This window comes from Acetobacter papayae (genome assembly GCF_047721125.1).
In the GTDB taxonomy this organism is placed as follows: domain Bacteria; phylum Pseudomonadota; class Alphaproteobacteria; order Acetobacterales; family Acetobacteraceae; genus Acetobacter; species Acetobacter papayae.
This window is the reverse complement of sequence record NZ_JBDNWF010000004.1, coordinates 35,381-59,521: the sequence shown is the minus strand read 5'-3', so window position 1 is coordinate 59,521 and position 24,141 is coordinate 35,381. Positions and strand designations below refer to the sequence as shown.

Annotated in this window: 20 protein-coding genes; 10 read left to right on the top strand and 10 right to left on the bottom strand. The window is 61.6% G+C overall.

The window, feature by feature from the left end; translation table 11 throughout:
* The first annotated feature begins 147 nt into the window (after positions 1–147).
* The 5 genes from ABF757_RS02535 (at position 148) to hisI (ending at position 5,286) form a co-directional block, all read left to right on the top strand.
* Entirely contained in the window at positions 148–1,053 is a 906-nt protein-coding gene (locus ABF757_RS02535) for a glycosyltransferase family 9 protein (RefSeq protein ID WP_415480797.1), read from the top strand.
* On the top strand, positions 1,050–2,090 hold the full coding sequence (locus tag ABF757_RS02530; RefSeq protein ID WP_415480796.1) for a glycosyltransferase: 1,041 nt from the start codon (positions 1,050–1,052) through the stop codon (positions 2,088–2,090). Before ABF757_RS02535 ends, ABF757_RS02530 begins: the two co-directional genes overlap by 4 nt.
* A 3-nt stretch (positions 2,091–2,093) precedes the next feature.
* Complete coding sequence (gene asnB / locus ABF757_RS02525) at positions 2,094–3,905, top strand: asparagine synthase (glutamine-hydrolyzing) (RefSeq protein ID WP_415480795.1); 1,812 nt, start codon at positions 2,094–2,096, stop codon at positions 3,903–3,905.
* A 65-nt stretch (positions 3,906–3,970) separates the two neighbouring features.
* A complete protein-coding gene (ygfZ, locus tag ABF757_RS02520) occupies positions 3,971–4,861 on the top strand; it encodes a CAF17-like 4Fe-4S cluster assembly/insertion protein YgfZ (RefSeq protein WP_415480794.1) in 891 nt (296 codons plus the stop codon).
* A 5-nt stretch (positions 4,862–4,866) separates the two neighbouring features.
* Positions 4,867–5,286 (top strand): phosphoribosyl-AMP cyclohydrolase, encoded by a 420-nt coding sequence (gene hisI, locus ABF757_RS02515; protein WP_415480793.1) that lies wholly within the window; start codon positions 4,867–4,869, stop codon positions 5,284–5,286.
* A 55-nt stretch (positions 5,287–5,341) separates the two neighbouring features.
* Here the strand turns inward: hisI and lpxB are convergent, their stop codons facing one another.
* Positions 5,342–6,520 (bottom strand): lipid-A-disaccharide synthase, encoded by a 1,179-nt coding sequence (gene lpxB, locus ABF757_RS02510; protein WP_025861590.1) that lies wholly within the window; start codon positions 6,518–6,520, stop codon positions 5,342–5,344.
* A 168-nt stretch (positions 6,521–6,688) separates the two neighbouring features.
* Here lpxB and ABF757_RS02505 point away from each other — a divergent pair, with 168 nt between their 5' ends.
* Positions 6,689–8,146 (top strand): SulP family inorganic anion transporter, encoded by a 1,458-nt coding sequence (locus tag ABF757_RS02505; RefSeq protein WP_415480792.1) that lies wholly within the window; start codon positions 6,689–6,691, stop codon positions 8,144–8,146.
* A gap of 12 nt (positions 8,147–8,158) precedes the next feature.
* Here ABF757_RS02505 and ABF757_RS02500 read toward each other — a convergent pair whose 3' ends face one another.
* Positions 8,159–8,788, bottom strand: a complete 630-nt coding sequence (locus ABF757_RS02500; protein ID WP_415480791.1) for a ferric reductase-like transmembrane domain-containing protein — start codon at positions 8,786–8,788, stop codon at positions 8,159–8,161.
* A 123-nt stretch (positions 8,789–8,911) separates the two neighbouring features.
* Between ABF757_RS02500 and ABF757_RS02495 the strand changes: the two genes are divergently transcribed.
* Positions 8,912–9,787: an NAD(P)-dependent oxidoreductase gene (locus tag ABF757_RS02495; RefSeq protein ID WP_415480790.1), complete on the top strand. Its 876-nt coding sequence runs from the start codon at positions 8,912–8,914 to the stop codon at positions 9,785–9,787.
* Here ABF757_RS02495 and ABF757_RS02490 read toward each other — a convergent pair whose 3' ends face one another.
* The gene (locus tag ABF757_RS02490) at positions 9,788–10,627 is read right to left on the bottom strand and encodes a squalene/phytoene synthase family protein (RefSeq protein WP_415480789.1); all 840 of its coding nucleotides are present in this window, start codon (positions 10,625–10,627) and stop codon (positions 9,788–9,790) included.
* Positions 10,628–10,894: 267 nt separating this feature from the next.
* On the opposite strand from ABF757_RS02490, the gene ABF757_RS02485 reads away from it, so the two are divergent.
* The 3 genes from ABF757_RS02485 (at position 10,895) to ABF757_RS02475 (ending at position 15,083) form a co-directional block, all read left to right on the top strand.
* The gene (locus ABF757_RS02485; protein WP_025860543.1) at positions 10,895–11,503 is read left to right on the top strand and encodes a superoxide dismutase; all 609 of its coding nucleotides are present in this window, start codon (positions 10,895–10,897) and stop codon (positions 11,501–11,503) included.
* Positions 11,504–11,736: 233 nt separating this feature from the next.
* Positions 11,737–14,355: an ATP-dependent chaperone ClpB gene (clpB, locus tag ABF757_RS02480; RefSeq protein ID WP_415480788.1), complete on the top strand. Its 2,619-nt coding sequence runs from the start codon at positions 11,737–11,739 to the stop codon at positions 14,353–14,355.
* Positions 14,356–14,450: 95 nt separating this feature from the next.
* Positions 14,451–15,083: an NUDIX hydrolase gene (locus ABF757_RS02475; RefSeq protein WP_081773512.1), complete on the top strand. Its 633-nt coding sequence runs from the start codon at positions 14,451–14,453 to the stop codon at positions 15,081–15,083.
* 32 nt (positions 15,084–15,115) lie between these two features.
* On the opposite strand, the gene hflX is transcribed toward ABF757_RS02475, so the two are convergent.
* The 7 genes from hflX to dusB all read right to left on the bottom strand — a co-directional run bounded on the left by hflX (position 15,116) and on the right by dusB (position 24,056).
* Complete coding sequence (hflX, locus tag ABF757_RS02470; protein ID WP_415480787.1) at positions 15,116–16,474, bottom strand: GTPase HflX; 1,359 nt, start codon at positions 16,472–16,474, stop codon at positions 15,116–15,118.
* Positions 16,416–16,700, bottom strand: a complete 285-nt coding sequence (gene hfq, locus ABF757_RS02465; protein ID WP_025860538.1) for an RNA chaperone Hfq — start codon at positions 16,698–16,700, stop codon at positions 16,416–16,418. The genes hflX and hfq overlap by 59 nt, the downstream gene beginning before the upstream one ends.
* A 77-nt stretch (positions 16,701–16,777) precedes the next feature.
* Complete coding sequence (ntrX, locus tag ABF757_RS02460; protein ID WP_415480786.1) at positions 16,778–18,169, bottom strand: nitrogen assimilation response regulator NtrX; 1,392 nt, start codon at positions 18,167–18,169, stop codon at positions 16,778–16,780.
* The gene (locus tag ABF757_RS02455) at positions 18,159–20,408 is read right to left on the bottom strand and encodes a sensor histidine kinase NtrY-like (protein WP_415480785.1); all 2,250 of its coding nucleotides are present in this window, start codon (positions 20,406–20,408) and stop codon (positions 18,159–18,161) included. The genes ntrX and ABF757_RS02455 overlap by 11 nt, the downstream gene beginning before the upstream one ends.
* Complete coding sequence (gene ntrC / locus ABF757_RS02450; RefSeq protein WP_415480784.1) at positions 20,405–21,859, bottom strand: nitrogen regulation protein NR(I); 1,455 nt, start codon at positions 21,857–21,859, stop codon at positions 20,405–20,407. Before ntrC ends, ABF757_RS02455 begins: the two co-directional genes overlap by 4 nt.
* Positions 21,856–22,998, bottom strand: coding sequence for a two-component system sensor histidine kinase NtrB (locus tag ABF757_RS02445; protein ID WP_415480783.1), 1,143 nt, complete (start codon positions 22,996–22,998; stop codon positions 21,856–21,858). The genes ntrC and ABF757_RS02445 overlap by 4 nt, the downstream gene beginning before the upstream one ends.
* Positions 22,995–24,056, bottom strand: coding sequence for a tRNA dihydrouridine synthase DusB (gene dusB / locus ABF757_RS02440; protein WP_199897847.1), 1,062 nt, complete (start codon positions 24,054–24,056; stop codon positions 22,995–22,997). Before dusB ends, ABF757_RS02445 begins: the two co-directional genes overlap by 4 nt.
* Positions 24,057–24,141 lie beyond the last annotated feature (85 nt).

The following is a 24,141-nucleotide window of genomic DNA, read 5'->3' as shown; positions in this document are numbered from 1 at the left end:
TTCCAAAGCCATACAAGGCCCCCTGCCAGCACGTGCCGCCGAGACCGAACCCGATTTTTCTCTTCTGGCACAGGCCGGGCAAAAGTCCAGAGACCCCCATGCGCGAACGCTTGGACAAGGCCCGCAACCCGGTATAAACCTGTTGTGATGCACATGCTTTTCATTACGGCCACACGGCTGGGCGATGCGGTAATTTCGACCGGCATTTTGGCCGAACTGCTGCGCCGCCACCCGGGCGCGCGCGTGACCATCGCCTGTGGGCCGGTGCCCGCCGAACTGTTCAGCCATGTTCCGGGACTCGAACGCATCCTGATCATGGAAAAGCACCAGTATGACCTGCACTGGCTGAAGCTATGGAAAGACTGCGTAAGCCAGCGCTGGGACATAACGGTGGACCTACGCGGTTCCGCCACCACCCTGCTCCTGCGCTCGGGCCGACGCCTGATCATGCGTGGCGGCAGACGCCCCGGCCGCAGGATTGAACATCTGGCCGCCCTGCTGGGGCAGTCTCCTCCCCCCCTACCCACCATCTGGTGCAGCGAGGTGGAACGCGCGCAGGCTCAAGCACTCATCCCCACCACACCGCCGATTATTGCGCTTGGCCCCACAGCAAACTGGACAGGCAAAATCTGGCCGGTGGAGCGCCATATTGCTCTCTGGCAGGCCATCAGCACAGCATATCCGCAAGCACGCCCCGCCATTTTCTACGGCCCCGGCGCACAGGAAGCCGCCCTTGCCCGCCCCCTGCTGGACGCACTACCCCACGCACTGGACATGGGCGGACGCTTTGCCTTGACCCAGACCGCCGCACTGCTCGCCCGCTGCGCCCTGTATGTGGGCAACGATTCCGGTCTGATGCACATGGCCGCTGCTGCTGGCACCCCCACGCTGGGGCTTTTCGGGCCTTCGCGCGCTTCGGAATACGCACCCGCAGGCCCGCAGGCGCACTGGGTCGCGGCCCCCGGCCCGGAGGGGGAAGCTCCGATTGCAGGACTGAACGTGGAAACAGTCGCCAGCGCCGCACTGGCCCTGCTGAAGGAGCCTACGGCATGACAACAGACACAGAATTACCCCGCGTCGCCCATGTCATGGCAGGAGCCGCCGCCGGGGGGGCCGAACTGTTTTTCGAACGTCTGTGCATAGCGCAGGCCGCGCAGGGGCTGCCGGTTTTACCCGTCATCCGCCGCAATGCCGAGCGCGCCGCGCGCCTGCGCAACGGAGGGGCAGAGCCGCTGCAACTCCCCTTCGGCGGGCGGCTCGACCTGCGCACAGGCCCGCGCCTGCGCCGCGCCCTACAGGCTTTTGCACCGCGCATTACCGTTGCGTGGATGAACCGCGCCGCCCAGTTTACCCCCAAGGGCGACTGGGTGCTGGCCGGACGGCTGGGAGGGTATTACGACCTCGCTTATTATCGCCGCTGCACGCATCTGATCGGCAATACACGCGGGCTGAAAACATGGATGATCGAACAGGGCTGGGACGAAAAGCGGGTGCACTACCTGCCGAATTTCGCCACTGATCTGGCGCATACACCCGCTATCTGGCCTGAGGGGCTGCCTGAAGGAGCCCCGTTTCTACTGGCCCTTGGCCGCCTGCATACCAACAAGGCTTTCGATGTCCTGATCCGCAGCCTGCGGCATGTGCCCCGTATTCCGCTTGTTATCGCGGGGGAAGGCCCCGAACGGGCGGCGCTGGAAGAACTGGCCCGCCGCGAGGGTGTTCATGAACGCGTGTTCATGCCCGGCTGGGCGGCTGATCCGGGCGGGCTGATCCGGGCCTGCACGGCATTGGTCTGCCCCTCACGGCACGAGCCACTGGGCAATGTGGTGATCGAGGGTTTTTCAGCCACACGCCCTGTTGTGGCCGCCGCCTCACAAGGCCCGACAGAGCTGATCGAACACGGGAAAAACGGCCTTCTGGCCCCGGTGGAAGACGCCACGGCACTCGCAACTGCCCTGAACGAAGTGCTGGAAAACCCCACGCTGGCGCATAATCTGGCGCAGGCCGGACGCGCAACCTACGAAAGCACCTTTGCACCAGCCCCCGTCCTGCACGCATGGCAGGACTTTCTCAGCACGGTGGAGAACTGATCGATGTGCGGCATTGCCGGGCTGGCCCATGACGCCGCATCCCCCCCCTGCCCGCTACCTGTGCTGGACGCTCTGGCAGAAGCACTGAGCCACCGGGGGCCAGACGGCGCGCATATCCGCCGCGAAAGCGGGGCCGATCTTGTCCATACCCGCCTGTCCATCATCGACCTTGCGGGCGGCGACCAGCCACTGAGCAACTCTGCCGCAACACTCATCGCCAATGGCGAAATCTATAACGACCCGCAAATCCGCCACACCCTCGGCCCCGCCGCATTCACAACCGGCAGCGACTGCGAATCCGCTCTGGCCCTATTTACCCGCGAGGGGGTGGAGTATCCCCGCCACCTGCGCGGCATGTACGCCATAGCCCTGCACGATACCGGCACGGGCGAGGTGGTACTCTCACGCGATCCGTTTGGCATCAAACCGCTTTACATGGCTGAAACCGCCTATGGTCTGGCCTTTGCCTCAGAGCCCGCAGCTCTGCTCCGGGCCGGACTGGTGCAGCGCACCCTATGCCCCACAGCGCGTGAAACAATGCTGCAACTGCGTTTCGTGCCCGGTGAAAAAACCATTTTCCCCGGTATCCGGCGCGTTCTGCCCGGCGAAACCCTGCGTATCATCAATGGACATATAACCGCACGTTACCGCCAGCCCGCCCTACCTGTAACACACCGGAGCGACCTGCTGCCCCGCACCCAAGGCAGCACGACGGAAGACAGGGCTCTGGCCCTGCTCGATACCGCGCTGATGAACAGTGTGTCCGCGCATGAACGGGCCGATGTACCGTTCGGGCTTTTCCTGTCCGGCGGTATAGACAGTGCCTGCGTGCTGACCGCCATGAGCCGCCTGAAACGCGCCGCCACACACCCCACGCCCCCTTTGCATACATGGACCGCGAGTTTCGACGTGCCGGGGGCCGCCAACGAAGCCGAAGCCGCCCGCGCACTGGCACAGGCAGCAGGGGCCGAGCATGAAACACTTATGGTCACGCGCGCCATGGTGTGGCGGCACCTGCCTGAAATCGTCGCGTGTATGGACGACCCAGCAACCGATTACGCCATTATCCCCACATGGTTTCTGGCCCGCCGCGCCGCGCAAGATGTCCGGGTTATTCTTTCGGGTGAAGGCGGGGATGAACTGTTCTGCGGTTACGGGCGCTACCGTGCCGCCACCCGCCCGTGGTGGGCAGGCCGCAAACGCCCATGGCGGCGCGGCGTGTTTGACGGGCTCGACATCCTGCGGGCCGACCGCCCCGGTGCCGACACGGACTGGCGGGCGGGTATTGCAGCGGCTGAACAGGCTTGCGCCCACGCGGCCACGCCGCTGGCGCGAGCACAGGCCGTAGATATAGCTGAATGGCTGCCCAATGATCTGCTACTCAAGCTCGACCGCTGCCTGATGGCCCACGGGCTGGAAGGTCGTACCCCCCTGCTTGACCCGGTAGTGGCTGATGTAGCCCGCCGCCTGCCTGACAACCTGCGTGTGCACAATGGTCAGGGCAAATGGCTCCTGCGCCGCTGGCTGGCGCAACACGCCCCGGCGGCACGCCCTTTCGCCCCCAAGCAGGGGTTTACGGTGCCAATTGGCTCATGGATTGCACAGGACGGGCAGACACTGGGCGCACTGGTGGCCAAACAGGACTGCATTGCCGAAATCGCCCACCCCGAGCGGGTGCGGGCTCTCTTCATGGCGGCGGACAAAACCCGCGAGGGCACCGCCGCATGGGGGCTGCTGTTCTACGCCCTGTGGCATCGCGCACATGTGCGCGCGCAACCAGTTACAGGCGATGTCTTTGAAACATTGGCGGTTTGAAACCCCAGCCCGCAGGCTGTAGGGTGTTCTCCCATTCAGCCCAACCGCCCGGACAGGAGCGCCCCATGTCCTCCCCAGCACACAGCACACCGCAGAGCGCCAGACTGTCAGACAGAACGGTTATCCGTATCAGCGGGGCAGATCGTATCCGCTTTTTGCAAGGGCTGGTAACGGCGGATATTGCAGCCCTTGGCCCAAACGATGCCGCATGGGGTGCCTGCCTTACCCCTCAAGGCCGCTGGCAGGCAGATTTTTTCGTGCTGGCCCACCCTGAAGACGACTGCCTGCTGCTGGACTGCGCCGCCACACAGGCGGAAACCCTGCGCACCCAGTTGCTGCGCTTTCGCCTGCGCGCGGATGTAACGATAGACCTGACCGGCCTGAGCGTTCATGCCCTGTGGGGCGCTGCGACAGAAACGCTAGCCGGAGAAACCCTGCTGGAAAACGCACTGAGCTACCGCGACCCACGGCTTGAAAACGCAGGCTGGCGGCTGATTGATGCTCCCCCCGCCACCAAGGCCAACGCCACGGAACAGGATTACGCCCTGCACCGGCTAGCACTGGGCCTACCCGATGGTGCACAGGATTGCGAAACCGGGCGCACACTGGCAGCGGAAGCCAATATGGACCTGCTAGGTGGCATTGCCTGGAGTAAAGGCTGTTACATGGGGCAGGAAATAACAGCCCGAATGCACTACCGCGCACTAGTTAAGCGCAGGCTTGTGCCTGTTGCCGCCACTACCCCGCTGCCTGCCCCCGGCACGCCTATCGAGCAGAATGGGGTGGAAGTGGGCACACTGCGTTCCTCACAGGATCATCTGGGGTTGGCCATGCTCAAAACAGGCCTGCCCGCGGCCCCTCTGCTCTGTGCTGGCCATACCCTGACACCCCGCCCGCCAGCATGGCTGGCCGAGGCCCTGCAGCCACCCGTTTCCTCCAACTCCACGCCGGACTAAACCCCATGCCCTATACCGCCCCCGACACCACCACGCTGGACAGCATGCTGGACACGATGCGTTTTGATGCAGCCGGTCTTGTTGCCGCCATTGCCCAGCAGCATGACACGGGCGAGGTGCTGATGATCGCATGGATGAACCGCGAGGCCCTGCGTGAAACCCTGCAAACGGGCCGGGTGTGCTATTATTCGCGCAGCCGCAAGGGGCTGTGGCGCAAGGGCGAAACCTCCGGCCAGACCCAAACCCTGATCGAAGCGCGCATAGACTGCGATGCCGATGCCGTGCTGCTGCTGGTCGATCAGATAGGTGTAGCGTGCCATACCGGTCGCCGGAGTTGCTTCTACCGCGCGGCCACGTCCGAAGGTCTGATTGAGTTGACCAAGCCCGAAATCGACCCGGCAGAACTCTACCACACCCACGCCTGAACACGCCTGCCCTGCACCCTTCATGGGCAGCAGGGCTTCAGCGCCCTAAGCGGTTTCAGGCTGACGGGCGGCGGGCTAGCAAATCAAGAATGGCTTCCGCAGCCGCATCGGCTGGCTGGGTATCCCCCGGCCCTTCCAGCCCGTGCAGCACTTCGGCAAAAGCCTGTTTCTGCCCGGCGGCGTATGCCTTGTCCTCAAACAACCGGCATACTGCACGGGCCAGCACATCTGCCCGGCAGTTCTCCTGCAACAGTTCAGGCACAACTTCCCGCCCTGCCAACAGATTGACCATGGCGACATGCGGCACGCGGATCAGCCTGCGCGCAAAAAACGCCGTGATGGGGTTAACCCGGTACGTCACCGCCATAGGCACACCTGCCAGAGCCAGTTCCAGCGTGGAGGTGCCGGATTTTGTCAGCGCGGCTCCCGCTGCGGCAAAGGCATCGTGCTTGTCCTGCAGGCTGGTGACAATAACCGGCCGCACGGGCCAGCGGGCTGTAGCCTGCTCCACCACCGGAGCCACGACAGCGGATACAGGCACAACCGGCACAACATCAGGCAAAAGCGTGCGCAACTGGGCCAGCATGCTGCCAAAAACCGGCAGCAGACGCGGCACCTCGGAGCGGCGACTACCGGGCATAAGAATCAGCACCCGCGCACCTTGGGGCAGGTTATGCGTGCGGTAAAAGCGAGCAGCATCTCCCTGATCGGCTCCGGACTGCAACACCGGATGACCGACAAAACGGGCCGCCAGCCCGTGCTTACTGAAAAACGCTGGCTCAAATGGTAGCAGGCAGAGCAGTTCATCCCACAGGCCGGGGAATTCCCGCACCCGTTTCTGCCGCCATGCCCAGACCTGTGGCGCCACATAATGCACGCGCGCAATCCCCAGCCCGGCTATGCGGCGCAAAAGCCGCAGGGCAAAACCGGGGCTGTCGATCGTCACCACCAGATCTGGGCGGGTGGCGGTAATATCGGCCACGGCTTCATCCAGCCTACGTGAAAGCTGGCGCAGGCGGGGCAGAATTTCCACCAGCCCCATAACGGCCAGATCACGCAAAGGGAAAAGACTGTGCAACCCCTGCTCGGTCATGCGCTGCCCGCCCACACCGGCAAAACGCGCACCCGGCACCCGCGCGCGGATAGCCTGCATCAGACGTGCGCCCAGCACGTCACCACTGGCCTCACCAGCCAGAATCCAGATCAGGGGAGAGGTATTGGCAGCTACATCCATACTCCAAGCCATAAAGGGCGCAGGCGCGCGGCACAATCGCTCCCGCGCCGTCCTCGCTGACGGGGCGGTGTTTTCCCGGCACAGAAAAGCCTTTCATGCCGGGGCATGGCGGTTTATCCCGGCAACACGCCACCCTTTCCTTGAGACAGACACCGGAACCGCCAACCCGTGACAGTGCAGAACTACCTCCGCGAATGGACAGGCCAGCCTGTCCGCGACATCCTTTCGGGCATGGTGGGCACGTTCGCCCTTATTCCCGAGGTGATCGCCTTTTCCTATGTCGCGGGGGTAGCGCCCGAAGTCGGGCTGTTTGCGTCCTTTGTCATTAGTGTTGTGATTGCCATAACCGGCGGCAGACCGGGTATGATTTCAGGGGCTGCGGGTTCGGTGGCTCTGGTGGCGGCCAGTCTGGTACATACGCACGGGCTGCAATACCTGCTGCTGGCAACTCTGATGGCGGGCGGCATACAGATCGTGTTCGGGCTGCTGCGTCTGCAATCCATCATGTGCTTTGTCTCGCGGGAAGTGGAGACAGGCTTTGTCAACGCGCTGGCTATTCTGATTTTTTCAGCCCAGCTTCCGCAAATGCTGCATGTAAGCTGGCACACCTACGCCCTGATCGCGCTCGGGCTGGCCATTGTGTACCTTCTACCCCGGCTGAGTGCGGCCATTCCCTCCCCCCTTGTCTGTATCGTGGTGCTGACAGCTCTTTGCGCCGTCGTGCCCATGCCGGTGCGGGTTGTGGCGGATTTGGGCGCATTGCCCACGGGGCTGCCGCATTTTACGCTGCCTGCCGTGCCGCTGAGCACCGATGCGCTTCTGACCGTGCTGCCCTATGCCTTTGCCATGGCCATGGTGGGGCTGCTGGAATCCCTGATGACAGCGGCCGTGGTGGACGAAATGACCGACACCCATAGCAGCAAGCGCATGGAGTGCACCGGGCTGGGCCTGTCCAATATCATGGCCGGGCTGTTCGGCGGCATTGCGGGCTGCGGTATGATCGGGCAGACGGTTGGCAACCTGCGCTATGGCGGGCGCGGACGCCTGTCCACCTTTACCGCCGGGGCCTTTCTGCTCCTGCTGCTGGTGGCATTACACCCGCTGGTGGCACGCGTGCCGGTAGCCGCCCTTGTGGCAATCATGATCATGGTGTCCATCAGCACGTTTTCATGGTCTTCCCTACGTGATCTGCTGCGCCATCCGCGCCTGTCCTCCGCAGTCATGCTCGTAACTGTGGCCGTTGTGGTGGCCACGCATGATCTGGCGGCGGGCGTTGCCTGCGGTGTGCTGCTTAATGGCCTGTTTTTTTCCTTTCAGGTCATGCGGCTGGTTACGGTCAGCACACAGGACAGCGCCGATGGCCAGACCCGCACCTACCATGTCCGGGGAGAGCTTTTTTTCGCCTCCGCCTCGCTCTTGCCTGATGCCGTGGATTTTCAGGACAACGCGCCAGACGTGATCATTGATCTGGCCGATGCCCGGCTATGGGACCTGAGTGCCGCTGCCACACTGGAAAAAACCGTCAACCGCCTGCGCGCACGTCACAAGCAGGTGCGTATCCTCAATGCCGCATCACGCACTACCAGCCTGCTGACAAAACTGGGACACGAAAGCCTGCTCGGCTAAACCGATACCGCCTTAAACGCCCCGGCGTGGCGGTAGCCACCGCAGGGCCAGTATGGCCATGGTCACGCCAGCGTAAATAAACGCCTCCACATGCCATGTGCGAAACGCCAGACAGAAATGCACACTGGCCAGCACCGCCGCCACATAAACAAGCCTATGCAACCGCGCCCACCGCCACCCCATATGCCTGATGGCCCCACGGGTAGAGGTGACCGCCAGCACCGATAAAAGCAGCAGCGCCAGCAGCCCGAACACAAATAGCGGATGTGTCATAAAATCATGCCGCAACCGCTCGGTGTTCAGATGCGTTATGTCGACCAAGTAAAACGCCGCATGTATCAGGGCATATGTAAACGCCAGCAGCCCCAGAGGCCGCCGGTACACCATGAAATCCACCCGCGCAAAACGCCTGAGTGGCGAGACAAGCAGAGAGCTCAAGAGAAAGCGGAAGGCATAGAGCCCGAGCTTATGCTGCTGCTCCACCACCGCTCGGGCATGGTCGGGACTGTGTGCCATTTCCAGCAGGTCTGAAACAAGCGGCATCATGAACAGGGCGTAAAACAGCACCTGTTTCTGGAATGGCGACAATCTGGCTTTCCTGCGTGGCCTACCCGGTGCGGGTGGCTCCTTCACGCTCAGCATGCGTATGCTCCCTGCCGGTTTGCACCCCTTTGGTGGAATCGCTACGCTGTGTGACGCCATACGGGAAGACGCACATTTTTTCCGGCCTATGATAGCAGAAAAATTTCGGAGTCACGGAAAATCATGACAGCAGCACAGACCATCGGCTTTATCGGCCTGGGTGCCATGGCCAGCCGCATGGCGGTCAATCTAGGCAAAACAGGCTACAAGACCGTTGCCTACACGCCCTCCGGCAAGGGGGGAAATGGCGATACACCCTTTCTCGCCACGGCAGCCGAAGTCGCCCGCGCCGCAGATATCATTCTGGTATGCGTGCCCGATGATGAAGCCCTTGAAACCTGTATGTATGGTGAGCAGGGCACATTCGCGGGCATGAAATCCGGCGGGCTTGTGCTCAATACAAGCTCCGTTTCCCCCGAAGCTACGCAGGCACTGTTCGAAGCGGGACAAAGGCTCGGCATTACCGTGATTGACTGCCCGGTTTCAGGCAGCACGCCCGAAGCTGAGGCCGCAGCGCTGGTAGTGCTGGCTGGTGGCGACGACGCCGCCATGCAGCGCGCCAAGCCCGTTTTTGACGCTATCGGCCGGTTGACCTTACATGCAGGCCCGGCTGGCAGCGGTGCCCGGCTGAAGCTCGTTATCAACGCCATTATGGGGGCGGGTCTGGCTGCCGTGGCCGAGGCCATCGCTTACGGACTGGCTGCCGGGCTCGACCGCTCCATGCTTTTTGATGCACTGGATGAAATGGCCGTGATATCCCCCCATCACAAACGCAAGATCCGCATGGCCAAAACCGGTGATTTCGCGCCGCAGTTCCCTACCCGGCTGATGCAGAAAGACATGCGCCTGTTCATGGACGCGGCAGCCCGGCTGGCCGTGCCAGTACCTACACTGGCCGCCACCACACAGCAGCTTTCACTCACCCGCCGCGCGGCGGAAGATGCCGATTATTCGGCCCTGATCGGCATTATGGAAAAAATCGTCGCCAACGACGCCTGATTACGAAACTTGAGGCCGCGCGTGCTTTGATAGCCCACGCGCGGCTTTCCACCCGGCCAGCATGACGGCCAGCCTGTCGGCCACGCCGCGCGGCCGCCCGGCCTGTGCCGCTCCCTGCCCAGTTGAGGCATAACGGGCCAGATCGCGCCGGGCCAGCACCAACGGCAAAGCTGCCAAACGCCAGTCAGCCCCCTGCCCCCCCGCCTGCCGCCGGAATGCTTCGGCCTGTGCGGCCCATGCACTGCCTGCCTGATGCAACGCTGACAACGCACCGGGGAACAAAAAACGCCCACTGCCTTCCAGCACGCTCCAGTGCCGCAGCATAGCCCCTGCGCCATAGGCCATGCCGCACCATTCCAACGCCCGCAGGCTTTCGGCTTCCCCAACACCCAGAATTTCGCCCATGCCCACGCCCAGTGCCCCTGCGCCATCACGCAGCATCTGCTCCCATGTCTCAGGTGTTGCCACGCTGTCCGGGCTGGCCTGCCTGTCCAGCTCCATTTCCACTGACTGCACGAGCCTGAGCACTGTTTCCCGGCTGAGACGCTTATCCGCCACGGCCTGAAGCAGCACAGGGGCAAGGCCATGTTCTGGCGGGCGGGTGCCCTCCATTACCTCACGCCACCATTGCAGCCGCACCATGCCCGCCAGCGGCCCCGCAACCGCACTGGAGCGTGCGGGCTGGAGTGCACGCAAGAGTTCGTTATGGAAAGCCAGCAGGGTGCACGCCAGTTCACGTGCGGGCGGCGGCATGAAAGCCGCACACAGCATCCTGTCCGGATCACTGCCCGCCATGCCCATGATGGACGCCGTATCCGCTGCCTGTATGGGTGCCGTCATTATGTTTTCCGTAATCCCAAATGCGTGGGCCGCGTCCTGCCGGGTTGCAACGCGATCCTTTTTCATGCGTAATACCGCCACAGCATTCCTGACGGAATGCCTGACCACAAGCCCCCACCAGCAGGGCGTATTCCCTGCGCCTGAACCCGGTAAAGCTCCTGCACGCGCCTTTGTCATGGAGCGTTCCCTTGACGCATGGCGCATGTGCCCATAGCTGTTGCCGGATCAGGCGCCCCCTCACGCCCTGCACTTGATACGGAGTTGACCATGGCTTTCGAACTGCCATCCCTTCCCTACACCACCAATGCTCTTGCCGCGCGCGGCATGTGCCAGGAAACGCTTGAGTTCCATCATGGCAAGCACCATCAGGCTTATGTCACCACGCTGAACACCCTGCTGGAAGGCAAGCCGGAACTGGCTGGCAAGTCTCTGGAAGACATCATCCTCGCCGCGCATGGCAAGGCTGACCTGACCGGCCTGTTCAACAATGCTGGCCAGCATTGGAACCACTCCTTCTTCTGGAACAGCCTGTCCGCCACGGGTGGCGCCATGCCCGAAAAGCTGGGAGCCAAGATCACGGCTGATTTCGGCAGCATCGACACCTTCAAGGACGAGTTCCGCAAGGCCGCCATTTCGCAGTTCGGTTCAGGCTGGGCCTGGCTGGTTCTGGGCAAGGACGGCAAGCTGGCCATCGCCAAGACCCCCAACGGCACCAACCCGCTGGCCGAAGGCCAGGGCACCGCGCTGCTGACCGCCGATGTGTGGGAACACTCCTACTACATCGACTTCCGCAACCGTCGTCCTGACTACATCACCAACTTCCTCGACAAGCTGGCGAACTACGAATTTGCGGAAGCACAGCTCAACGCCGCGTAAGCCGCGCTGACAGCAACGCGAAACGGGGCGGAACCTTGCACAAGGTTCCGCCCTTTTTCTTTTTACAGGGGTTATTTGCATCGGCCCCAGCCTGCATGCCTGCTGCCCCCTTGACTGTCCGCCATGGCCTTCCAATCTTATGAAAAGAAACAAAAGACCCTGACCCGTTGCCTTGAACTAGGGACGGCAGCAGGGCCTTCGGTCGCCTCATTCAAAGGGACAAGAGGGCTATTATGGATATTGCAAAATTTACCGAACGTTCACGCGGTTTTCTTCAGGCAGCGCAAACGATCGCTCTGCGTGACTTCAATCAGCAACTCACACCTGAGCACCTGCTCAAAGCCATGCTGGATGACCCCGAAGGGGCTGCATCCTCGCTGATCCGTGCTGCGGGCGGCACCCCCGAAGCCGTCAAGGCTGCAACCGAGCAGGCGCTGGCCAAGCTGCCTAAGGTACAGGGCGGTGGCGCTGGCCAGCCTGCAGCAACCCCTGACCTTGTGCGTGCGCTCGACTTTGCCGAGCAGAGTGCGCAAAAAGCGGGTGACAGCTTTGTAGCGCAGGACCGCCTGCTGGCAGCGCTCGCAGCCTCCGACACGGCGGCTGGCAACGCACTGAAAAACAACGGTGCTTCCGTAGAAGCGCTGGAAAAAGCCATCACCACCATTCGCAAGGGCCGTACCGTCACCAGCGAAGGGGCGGAAGCCAATTTCGACGCGCTCAAGAAATATGCCCGTGATGTCACGGAAGTCGCACAGGCGGGCAAGCTTGATCCGGTTATCGGGCGTGATGAGGAAATTCGCCGGGCCATTCAGGTTCTGGCACGGCGCAGCAAGAACAACCCCGTCCTGATCGGTGAGCCGGGCGTGGGCAAGACCGCCATTGTGGAAGGACTGGCCCAGCGTATTGTCAATGGCGATGTGCCCGAAGCCCTGCGGAACAAAAAGCTGCTCTCGCTCGATATGGGCGCGCTGGTGGCGGGTGCGAAATATCGCGGTGAGTTCGAAGAACGTCTAAAAGCCGTGCTGAAAGAGATTGAATCCGCCGAAGGGCAGGTCATTCTCTTTATTGATGAAATGCACACGCTGGTTGGCGCGGGCCGGACAGATGGCGCGATGGATGCCTCCAACCTGATCAAGCCCGAACTGGCACGCGGCACGCTGCACTGCATTGGCGCGACCACGCTGGATGAATACCGCAAATACATCGAAAAAGATGCCGCTCTCGCCCGGCGTTTCCAGCCGGTTTTCGTGGGTGAACCCAGTGTTGCGGACACGATTTCGATCCTGCGTGGCATCAAGGAAAAATACGAACTGCACCATGGCGTGCGGATTACCGATGGGGCGCTGGTGGCTGCGGCCACGCTGTCCAACCGTTACATCACCGACCGCTTCCTGCCTGATAAAGCCATTGATCTGATTGACGAGGCGGCCAGCCGCCTGCGTATGCAGATCGACAGCAAGCCGGAGGAACTGGACGAACTCGACCGCCGGATCATCCAGCTCAAGATCGAGCGTGAAGCGCTCCGCAAGGAAGATGACACCGCCAGCAAGGACAGGTTGGAGGCGGTGGAAGTCGAGCTAGCGGAACTGGAAGAAAAATCCGACACGCTCAGTGCTGCCTGGCATGCGGAAAAAGACCGCGTGCACGCTACCCAGAAGTTGCAGGAGCAACTTGATCAGGCCCGTTCCGATGTGGAAGTGGCCCAGCGCCGGGGTGATCTGGGCCGTGCCTCCGAGTTGATGTATGGCGTGATCCCCAATCTGGAAAGCCAGATTGCCCAGACCCGCAAGACGGAAGAAGAACCCGCCAAGCAGAATGATCTGGTGTCAGAAGCCGTAACGGATCAGGGGGTTGCCGCCGTAGTCTCGCGCTGGACCGGTGTTCCGGTTGACCGCATGCTCGAAGGCGAACGCGCCAAACTGCTGCGCATGGAAGACGAACTGCGTCGCTCCGTTGTCGGGCAGGAACCCGCACTCAAGGCCGTGGCCAATGCGGTGCGCCGTGCGCGTGCGGGCCTGCAGGATCCCAATCGCCCGATTGGCTCCTTCCTGTTCCTTGGCCCGACGGGTGTTGGCAAGACCGAGCTGACCAAGGCTCTTGCCCGCTTCCTGTTCGATGATGACAAGGCCCTGCTGCGTATCGACATGAGCGAGTTCATGGAAAAGCACGCCGTGGCCCGCCTGATTGGCGCCCCTCCCGGTTATGTGGGGTATGAGGAAGGCGGTGTGCTGACCGAAGCCGTGCGGCGCAGGCCCTATCAGGTGATCCTGTTTGATGAAGTTGAAAAAGCCCATGAGGATGTCTTCAACATTCTTCTACAGGTGCTTGACGATGGCAGGCTGACGGATGGTCAGGGCAGGACGGTAGATTTCCGCAATACGCTCATTATCCTGACCAGCAACCTCGGTTCGGAATATCTGGCCAACCAGCCTGATGGCGAAACAACCGATATGGTGCAGGCACAGGTAATGAAGGTGGTGCGCGAACACTTCCGCCCTGAGTTCCTCAACCGTCTGGATGAAATTATCCTGTTCGCACGGCTGCAGAAAGCCGACATGAGCCAGATCGTGGATATCCAGATCAAACGCCTGCAAAAACTGCTGGATGACCGCAAGATCACCCTCACGCTGGATCCGCTGGCGGATTCTTGGCTGGCCAATGAAGGCTACGACCCGGTTTATGGCGCCCGCCCGCTCAAGAGGGTTATCCAGCGCAACCTGCAGAACCAGTTGGCGGAACTGCTGCTTGAAGGCCGTATCCACGATGGAGAGACCGTAACCGTCTCTGCCAATGGCGATGGTCTGCTGATAAACGGCACAACCACGGCCGAGACCGCGGATGCCAGTCTCTAAACCCGTCTGTCTGATGGGGTGTTTTTGACATAAAACAGAAACGGGAGGGCTAAGGCCTTCCCGTTTTTTGTGACACGCACACGGGAGAACACGCCATGGCAAACCCTGACTGGCTGATCTGGGCACGGGAAATACAGGCCATTGCCCAAACCGGCCTGCATTACGTCAAGGACCCGTTCGACCGCGAACGCTATGAGCAGCTTCAGACACTGGCCGCGCAGATCATGGCGACCGAAAGCCGGGCCGACAGCACCGTTATAGAAAACCTGTTCCGCCAGCAAAGCGGTTACGCCACCCCCAAGCTAGAAGTGCGCGTGGCCGCTTTTGATGAGCAGAACCGGCTCCTGATGGTGCGAGAAGTGCTGGATGAGGATCGCTGGACCCTGCCGGGTGGCTGGGCTGACGTGAACCTGACCCCGGCGGAAAACGCCGCCAAGGAGGTTCTGGAAGAAACTGGATATATCGTGCGGATTACCAAGCTGGCCATGGCGTTCGACCGTGACCATCAGGGCCATACCCCGCCGGAACCGTTTTCCATTACCAAGCTGTTTTTCACTGCCGATGTCATCGGCGGTGAGGCCAGAACCAGTGTAGAAACCAGTGCTGTCAGTTTTTTCGAGAGAAGCGCAATACCGGCTGACCTTTCAACCGGCCGCATACTCCCGCATGAAATAGACCTGCTTTTTGCCCACCGGGCTGACCCGAACCGTCCGGCTGAATTTGACTGACCCCCTCCCCCAGTTGGGGGAAGGGAATCACATCAGGCCAGAATGGCCGTTACATGCGTAAACTGGCGTTCAAACCGCGCGCGGTCTTCGGCGGCAAGGCGCACGGTAATATCGGTCTGTTCTTCCTCATCAGCACGGTGCAAAACCTCGCCGTGCTGATAAAGCCAGGCCGAAGCCGCGCCATCTGAGAGGGCCAACCGGTAGCGCACCATTTCCATGCCGGTGGTGATACGCTCATCAATCCGCGCCAGCAGGTTGCCCAGCCCATCGCCGGTTATGGCTGAAATTGCCACGGTATCATCCGTACCGGGCAGGGCATCCGCCCCACCCAGCAGGTCGACCTTGTTCAGCACTTCAACAACACGACCAGACCAATCTGGCTCCAGCATGTTGTCACGGGCCATGCCCTGCAACACACCCAGCACATCCTTTTTCTGCGCAGCACTATCGGGGTGGGCCACATCGCGCACATGCAGGATGATGTCGGCCTCCGCCACCTCTTCAAGCGTTGCACGGAAAGCGGCAATCAACTCAGTCGGCAACTCGCTGATGAACCCCACCGTATCGGACAGGATTACCTGCCGCCCGGATGGCAGGGTAATGGCCCGCATGGTGGGGTCGAGCGTTGCAAAAAGCTGATCCTGCGCATAGACGGTCGCCCCTGTCAGAGCATTGAACAGGGTGGACTTGCCCGCATTGGTATAGCCAACCAGCGCCACAACCGGAAACGGAACCCGCTTACGGGCCTGACGATGCAGCCCACGGGTACGGCGCACCTGTTCCAGATCCTTCTTGAGCCTGACAATCCGCTCGCTGATCATACGGCGGTCGGCTTCGATCTGGGTTTCACCGGGACCACCGAGGAAGCCAAACCCGCCGCGCTGGCGTTCAAGATGTGTCCACAGCCTTACAAGGCGCGAGCGCTGGTATTCCAGATGCGCAAGCTCAACCTGCAACGTACCTTCACGCGTGGCGGCACGGGCACCGAAGATATCGAGAATAAGGCCCGTACGGTCTATGACCTTGCAGCCCAGTTCCGTTTCAAGGTTACGCTGCTGAGCGGGTGTCAGGCGGGAATCCACCACCACCACGTCAACCCGATCGGCCTTAACGGCGGCGGCCAGCGCATCCACCTGCCCTTTGCCCAGCAAGGTTGCAGAGCGGCGCATGCGCAGCAGCACAACGGCCTTGCGGACAATAATCAGGCCGATAGAAGCGGTAAGCCCCACGGCTTCTTCCAGCCGGGCTTCGGCAGCGCGTACGTCCTGCCCATGTGCCGCGCGCTCCCACGGCAGGATAACAGCCGCGCGCGTGGCAACGACTTTTTTCTGTTCAGATAAACTCGTCGCCAAGACCGGTTTCCCTGTCGGCTGGCGAAGCAGCCCCTGCATTGTCGGAAAGATTGACGGCGATACTGGGCATCACTGTGCTTATGGCGTGCTTGTAAATAAGCTGGGTCTGATCATCCCGACGCAGCAACATGACCTGATCGTCAAACCAGGTGATAAACCCCTGCAGCTTGACGCCATTGACCAAAAATACGGTCACCGCCGCACGGGAGCGGCGAATCTGGTTTAGAAACGCTTCCTGTACATTCTGGACACTCTCTTTTTCCACAGTGTGAACCCTACTCATTCTCTTTATTGTTCTGCCATGCGCCGTGGTCGCGTATGACCCTTTTCATGTCTGACGCATCAGCCAGCACTTCGTTCCTCTGATGTTACACCAAGCTGCTTGAGTTTACGATGCAAAGCACTGCGTTCCATCCCCACAAACAGTGCGGTGCGGCTGATATTGCCGCCAAAACGCAAAAGCTGGGCTTGCAGATACTGGGTTTCAAACAGGTCACGGGCATCGCGCAGGGGCAGGCTCATGACATCGGTCGAGGCATCGAACTTCAGCAGGGCTGGAGCACTTTCGCCCACGGTGGAGGGCAGCATTTCGGCCCGAATGGGCTCATTGCTGCCACCGGGCTGCATAATCAGCACCCGTTCCATAAGGTTACGCAGTTCGCGCACGTTGCCCGGCCAGTCATAGGCCTGCAACACGGCCACCGCATCCGCCGAGAGTTCACGTGCGGGCAGGCCCGCCATTTCGGCGGCACGGCGCAGGAACAGGGCCGCAAGCCCCGGAATATCGTCACGCCGCTCCTTGAGCGCAGGCATGCGCAACGGCACCACAGCCAGCCGGTAGTACAGATCCTCACGGAACCGCCCGGCCATGATCTCGGCCTGAAGGTCGCGGTTGGTGGTGGCCAGCACGCGGATATCGACCTTCACCCGCGTATCTCCCCCCAGCCGCTCGAAGGTCTGGTCCTGCAGGGCGCGTACGATCTTGCCCTGCGTTTCCATGGGCATGTCGGCCACTTCATCCAGCAGCAGGGTGCCACCATGCGCACGCTCCAGCACGCCAGTGCGCCGCCCGGCCCCATCCGGCCCGCCTTCGATCCCGAACAGTTCTTCCTCAAAACGGTTGGGAGCCAGAATGGCGCAGTTGAGGGCCACAAACGGGCCATCTGCCCGGCGTGAGCGCGCATGCAGCGTGCGGGCAGCCACTTCCTTACCCGTACCCGGCCCTCCGCTGATCAGGACGCGAGAACCCGTAGGCGCTACCTTGTCGACCTGATTGCGGATGGCCGATATCTGCGCACTGGAGCCGAACAGCTCCATGTCCTGCCCCGCACGCAGGCGCAGTTCCTCATTCTCGCGCGCCAGACGCGAGGCCTCGAGCGCACGCCGCACCACCACAAGCAGGCGATCAGCCTGAAACGGCTTTTCGATAAAATCATATGCGCCGTGATGCAGCGCCGCGACGGCGGTTTCAATCGTGCCATGGCCCGAAATCATGACCACAGGCACGGAGGGTTCCTCCGCCTTCAGGGCCTGAAGAATTTCCAGACCGTCCATGCCTGAGCCCTGTAGCCAGACATCCAGAATGACAAGGGCCGGTCTACGCACCCGAAACGCCGCGAGAGCCGCCTCGGCACCATCAGCCGCCCGTGTCTCGTATCCCTCGTCGCTCAGAATGCCTTCTATCAGCAGCCTGATATCAGGTTCATCGTCAACAATCAGGATTTCATGCGCCATGATCGTCCTTTACCGGCAAAATCAGAATCGCCATGGTTCCCCTTTCTTCCGCCCGATCGTCCAGACGTAGGGTTCCACCATGATCTTCCATGATTTTTTTCACAATAGCCAATCCCAATCCGGTGCCCTTGACCTTATGCGTCACGTAAGGTTCCGTCAGCCGGTGCCGGTCATCGGCAGGTAGACCCACGCCGTTATCCGCCACGCTCAGCGCGATGGTGTGATCATCCTGTGTGATGCGGAGCATGACCTCCCCTTTCACCTCTGGTTGACCCTCAGCGCGACTGACCATGCCAATGGCATCCGCCGCGTTCTGCAAAAGATTGATCAGCGCCTGACTGATCAGCCTTCTGTCGCACCGCACAATCGGCCCTTCACCCTCAACCTCGAAATGATAATAAATTTCCGGGTGAGCATTCCGCTGGAGCACCAGCACCTCGCGCACGATACGCGAGAGAACCTCATCCTTCATAACCGGCTGGGGCATGCGCGCAAAGGCCGAAAACTCATCAACCATGCGCCCGATATCCCCCACCTGCCGCACGATCGTATCTGCACACTGGACGAAGGTTTCGGGGTCGGAGGTGATTTCCTTGAGAAAACGACGCTTCAGCCGCTCCGCAGCAAGCTGGATAGGGGTAAGTGGATTCTTGATCTCATGGGCGATACGCCGCGCCACATCCGCCCATGCGGCTTTGCGCTGAGCCTGCTGCAAGGCTGTTATGTCGTCAAAGGTCATCACATACCCCGCGACCTCACTGCCGCGCAGTTCCGCCCCGATACGCACCAGCAGTGTGCGCTGGCTCGTAACCGGGCCTGTCTGGACTTCCTGTGTCAGCACCTGATCAGGCGTTGCACGGGCGGCCATGAGCAGGCTGGCGAATTCCGGCACACGTTGTGCCAGCAACTCGCCCGTAGCATCCAGCAGGCTGGTCTGGAGCAGCACACTGGCCGCCCGGTTGGGCAGTTCGATACGCTGCTCCGCATCAAGCCCGATCACCCCGGCGGAAACGCCAGACAGCACAGCCTCGGTAAAACGACGGCGCTCATTGATCTGGCTGTACGCCGCCATCAGTTCCGTACGCTGGCTGGAGAGTTCCTCCGTCATGCTGTTAAAGGCGCGTGAGAGGGTGGCCACTTCGTCATCACGCTTGATGTCTGGCACATGCACATCCAGATCACCCTCGCTGACCCGCCGTGCCGCAACACTCAGCAGCCCCAGCGGCCGGGCGATCTGGTTGGCCAGCGCCAGGCCGATCAGCACCGCCGCCACCAGAACCAGCAGAGCCACCAGCACAAAAATCATGACGAAGGTGAGCTGGATCTTCGCCTTATTGCTGTTCAGGTGCCGGTAATCTGCCACCACATTTTCCGTGCGGTGCATGTGCTCGAGAATACCGGGGTCCACCAGCCGCGTGATCACAAGCATGAGAGCGGGGGTCTGGGACAGTTCCACCACCGCGCGCACGGTCCGCTCGTCTGGCGAGTCCAGAATGGCCACATCATTCGAACGGGCCATGACCGTGGCAGCAGGCGGTGGCAGTTCCTGAAGAAAATTGCCCGTACGGCTCATCAGCCCGCCCGCCGCCACCACCTTGTTGGTAATGGGGTCATAGACCAGCGCCTCGGTCAGCCCGCGCATGGTGGCCTGACTGTCGAGCATCTGGCTCAGGGCCTCATGGTCCTGAAACAGGTCCATACCACTGGCGGACAGTTCGTTCTGTGCCCCCATGATGTAGCTGGCCATGGAAAACGCATCGGTACGGATATTGGCGTTATGTTCGGTCAGATACCCGCGTGATGCCTCCAGCGCCTCGTTGAGCGCGGTATTCACCCGGTCGGAAAACCATATCTGGATACCAAAATGAAAAAACAGAGTTGCGAACACGCCCACAACCAGCGTGGGCGCCACCGCCACAATGCCAAACAGCGTCACCAGCCGCACATGTAGCCGGGCACCAACCAGCCCCTTGCGGTGTTCAACCAGCATGGGCCAAACCCTGATAACCAGCGCCAGCACAAGCAGGAGCAACACAAGCCCATTCAGAAACAGCACCAGAGGTTCGATCAGTGCATAACGCCCGAACGACATGCCTGCCGACAGCACGACAAAGGTTGCAAAACCCAGACACAGCGCGAGTGTAGCCAGCGTTATGGCCACACTGCGCCGCTCCAGCGCGCGCAGCAGCCAGCGTACGCGGGCCTTGGTAAACAAGCCCGGTTTTATGCCTGCACTCACCCTGCACCCCGCACGACCGGAATATCCAGCTCACGAATTTTCTTGCGTAACGTATTGCGGTTCAGCCCCAGCATGGCCGCAGCCTTGATCTGGTTGCCGCGTGTTTCCACCAGCGTCATCTGAATAAGCGGGCGCTCCACCTCGGCCACAAGCTGTGCATGCAGATCGTGTAGGGGCGTGCCTTCGCGGCCCGCGGCCAGATAGCGCGCGATATGGCGTGAAACGGCCTCCGACAGGGGCTCTCCGGCGTCTTCGCTGCTCTCTCCCTCATGCCAGACCGCACCGACCGAGGCTGTATCGAACAGTTCAGCCTCGATCAGCTCACGGGTGATCGTCTCCTGCGAATGTAGCGCCACCACACGGCGGATCAGGTTTTCGAGTTCGCGCACATTACCCGGCCAGCGCCATGCCTGAAGGCTGGTCAGGGCGGCCTCGTCTATCTGGCGCAGGCGTCCGTCTTCCTCGCGGCACTGGTTGAGGAAGTGCCGTGCCAGCAGGGGAATATCCTCCACCCGCTCGCGCAGGGGCGGCAAGCGTAAAGGCACCACGTTCAGGCGGTAATACAGGTCCTCACGAAAAGTCCCGGCCTGAATGGCCTGTCGCAGGTCACGATGCGTAGCCGCGACAATCCGCACATCTGCCCGCAGGGGCTGGTTGCCACCCACCGTGGTAAACTCGCCTTCCTGCAAAACGCGCAGCAGACGGGTCTGGGCTTCCTGCGGCATATCACCGATTTCATCGAGAAACAGCGTGCCGCCTGTGGCCTGCTCGAAGCGGCCCGGCATGCGCCCCTGTGCCCCCGTACGTTCGAAGCCGAACAGTTCGCTTTCAATCTGCTCGCGCGGCAGGGCCGCCATATTGACCGCTACAAACGGGCCGTTACGCCTGCGGCCATATTCATGCAGCGCACGGGCGACCAGCTCCTTGCCGGTGCCACTTTCCCCCGAGATCATGACCGTCAGGTCCGATGTCGTCAGGCGGGCGATGCTACGGTAAATCCCCTGCATGACCACGGACTGCCCGATCAGTGCCAGCCGTTCTTCCGGCAGGCCATCAGGGCTGTCTTTTTCCGCATCGGGGGCCGAGGCCGTAAGGGCGCGTGCAACAACCGCCAGCAGCGCCTTGAGGTCAAACGGTTTGGCCAGATATTCAAACGCGCCACGCTGGGTGGCTTTGACCGCCGTGGTCAAGGTGGACTGCGCGCTCATGACGATAATCCGCAGGTCAGGCCGTACCTGCTTGATGCGCGGAATAAGGTCGAGCCCGCTGCCATCGGGCATGATCACATCGGTAATGACCAGATCGCCCTCGCCTTCTTCCACCCACTGCCACAAGGTGGAGGCATACGGCGTGCTGCGCACCTGATAACCCGCGCGCCCCAGAGCCTGCCCCAGCACGGTACGGATGGAGCGGTCATCATCAGCAACAAGAATGGTGGGCGGTGGCGTCATGGCTGGGCGGTCTCCTGTCCGCCTTCGGCCTGCGTTTCCTGTGCTACAGGCAGATACAGGCTGATTTCTGTGCGCCCCGGGCGGCTTTCAACATCAATGGCGCCGCCGTGGTCATCCATGATCTTGCCCACCAGCGCAAGGCCCAGCCCGCGGCCATTGGCCTTGGTGGAAATAAACGGCTCGAACAGATGCGGCCTGACCGTATCATCAATACCCGGCCCCGTATCACGCACCGTCACTACCAGTGGCAGGTGCCGCCATTCATCCGTACCCGGAACCGCCACACGAATACCGGGGCGGTAGCGGGTAATCAGGCTGATCTGCCCTTCCCGCCCGCTTTCGCGCATGGCTTCGGCGGCGTTTTTCACCAGATTGATCAGAACCTGCACAAGCTGATCGCGGTCGCCCCACACGGGAGGCAATGACGGATCATAACGCTCGAGAATCTGCAAACCGCGCGCAAAGCCGTTCATGGCCAGCAGGCGGACATGCTCCAGAATCCGGTGGATATTGAAAGGCCGCAGGTCAAGCTGGGCCTCGCCAAACATACCCATGCGCTCCACCAGCGCATCGATCCGGTCAACCTCTTCACAGATCAGCGTTGCCAGTTCGCGGTCTCCGGCTGTCACAGCCTGTTCCAGCAGTTGCGCCGCTCCCTTGATGCCGGAAAGCGGGTTACGGATTTCATGCGCCAGCATGGCCGCCATGCCCGACACACTGCGCGCCGCCGAGCGATGTGCCATTTGCTGGTCCAGCGCGCGCGGGGCCGCCGTGACATGGAATGTCAGCAAGATAATACCGGGGTGATCAGGCACATCCGCAGCCTGAACACTCACGTTATCATGGTGAAACCGCGCCGAGCTGAATGCGACCCCATGCTCGGTCACGCTACCGCCGCGCTGGCGCAGATGTTCGAGCAGCACAAAAACCGGGTGGTCTGGCGGGGCCAGCCCTTTCAGGCCCGCATGCATCAACTGCTGGCGTGATGTAGCGAAAAACTCCTCCGCCGCGACATTGGCCGCCAGCACGCCATCATCCGCCCCGATTTCCAGAAACGGCACAGGCAGAAAGTCCAGCAGGCTTTCCGCCCCCGGCCCGGCTGGCCCGCCCTGTTCCGCCCTCTCGCTGCGCAGGGTCACGCAGCGTCCGCCTGAGCGGCGCTGTCATGTCGGGACTGGCGGGGGTCACGCACCGCGCCATGGGCGATCTGGGTATCGTAAAAAGCGGTAATGGCCGCGACTGCCTCATCCACCGTTTCAATACGGTTGAATGCCGCGCGAAACGCCGCGGATTCCCGCAATCCGGCGGAATACCAGGAGACATGTTTGCGCGCCAGACGCAGGCCCGGCCTTGGGCCGAAATGCTCCTGCATCATGCTGTAATGCTCCAGCACAATAGCTTTTTCGCTCTCAAGATCCGGGTCAGGCACCTCCGTGCCATGGCATAGAGCCTGCGCCACCTGTGCCAGAAACCACGGCCTGCCGTAACAGCCACGCCCGATCATGACCCCATCAGCCCCGGACTGGCTCAGAGCCATGCGCGCATCCGCCACGGTCAGGATATCGCCATTGACGATCACGGGCAGGTCCACCGCGTCCTTGACGGTTCTGACAAATGCCCAGTCTGCAATGCCATTATAAAACTGCTGGCGGGTACGGCCATGCACCGTAATCATGCGGATACCCACATCCTGCGCAATACGGGCCAGCACAGGCGCGTTCAGGTGCTGATGATCCCACCCCATACGCATCTTGAGCGTGACCGGCACAGGCACGGCTTCCACCACCGCCTTGAGCAGACGGGCTGCCCCGATTTCATCACGCATAAGGGCGGAACCGGCCATCTGCCCCACGGCGACCTTACGCACCGGGCAGCCGAAATTGATGTCGATCATGTCCGCGCCACGCCGGACGGCTATGCGCGCGGCCTCAGCCATGGCCTCCGGGTCGCACCCGGCAAGCTGGACAGCATTGGGGCCACCGGCATCGGCCACTTCGGCCATGCGCAGGGTGGTGTCGTTTTCACGCACCATGGCCCAGGAGGCAATCATTTCCGAGACAACAAGCCCCGCCCCCAGCCTGCGCGCCAGACGGCGGAAAGGAAGGTCCGTAACCCCCGACATGGGAGCAAGGATCACAGGGGTATCGAGAACGACACCGCCCAGATCAATCGGGCGCAGTGTAGATTGCGGTTGCACGGTCATGTCCATATGCCTACAGATTAGGCAGAAATAGCCACCCCGTGCACCCTGCGCAATCCTTTTAATCCACCCCCGGCTTTCC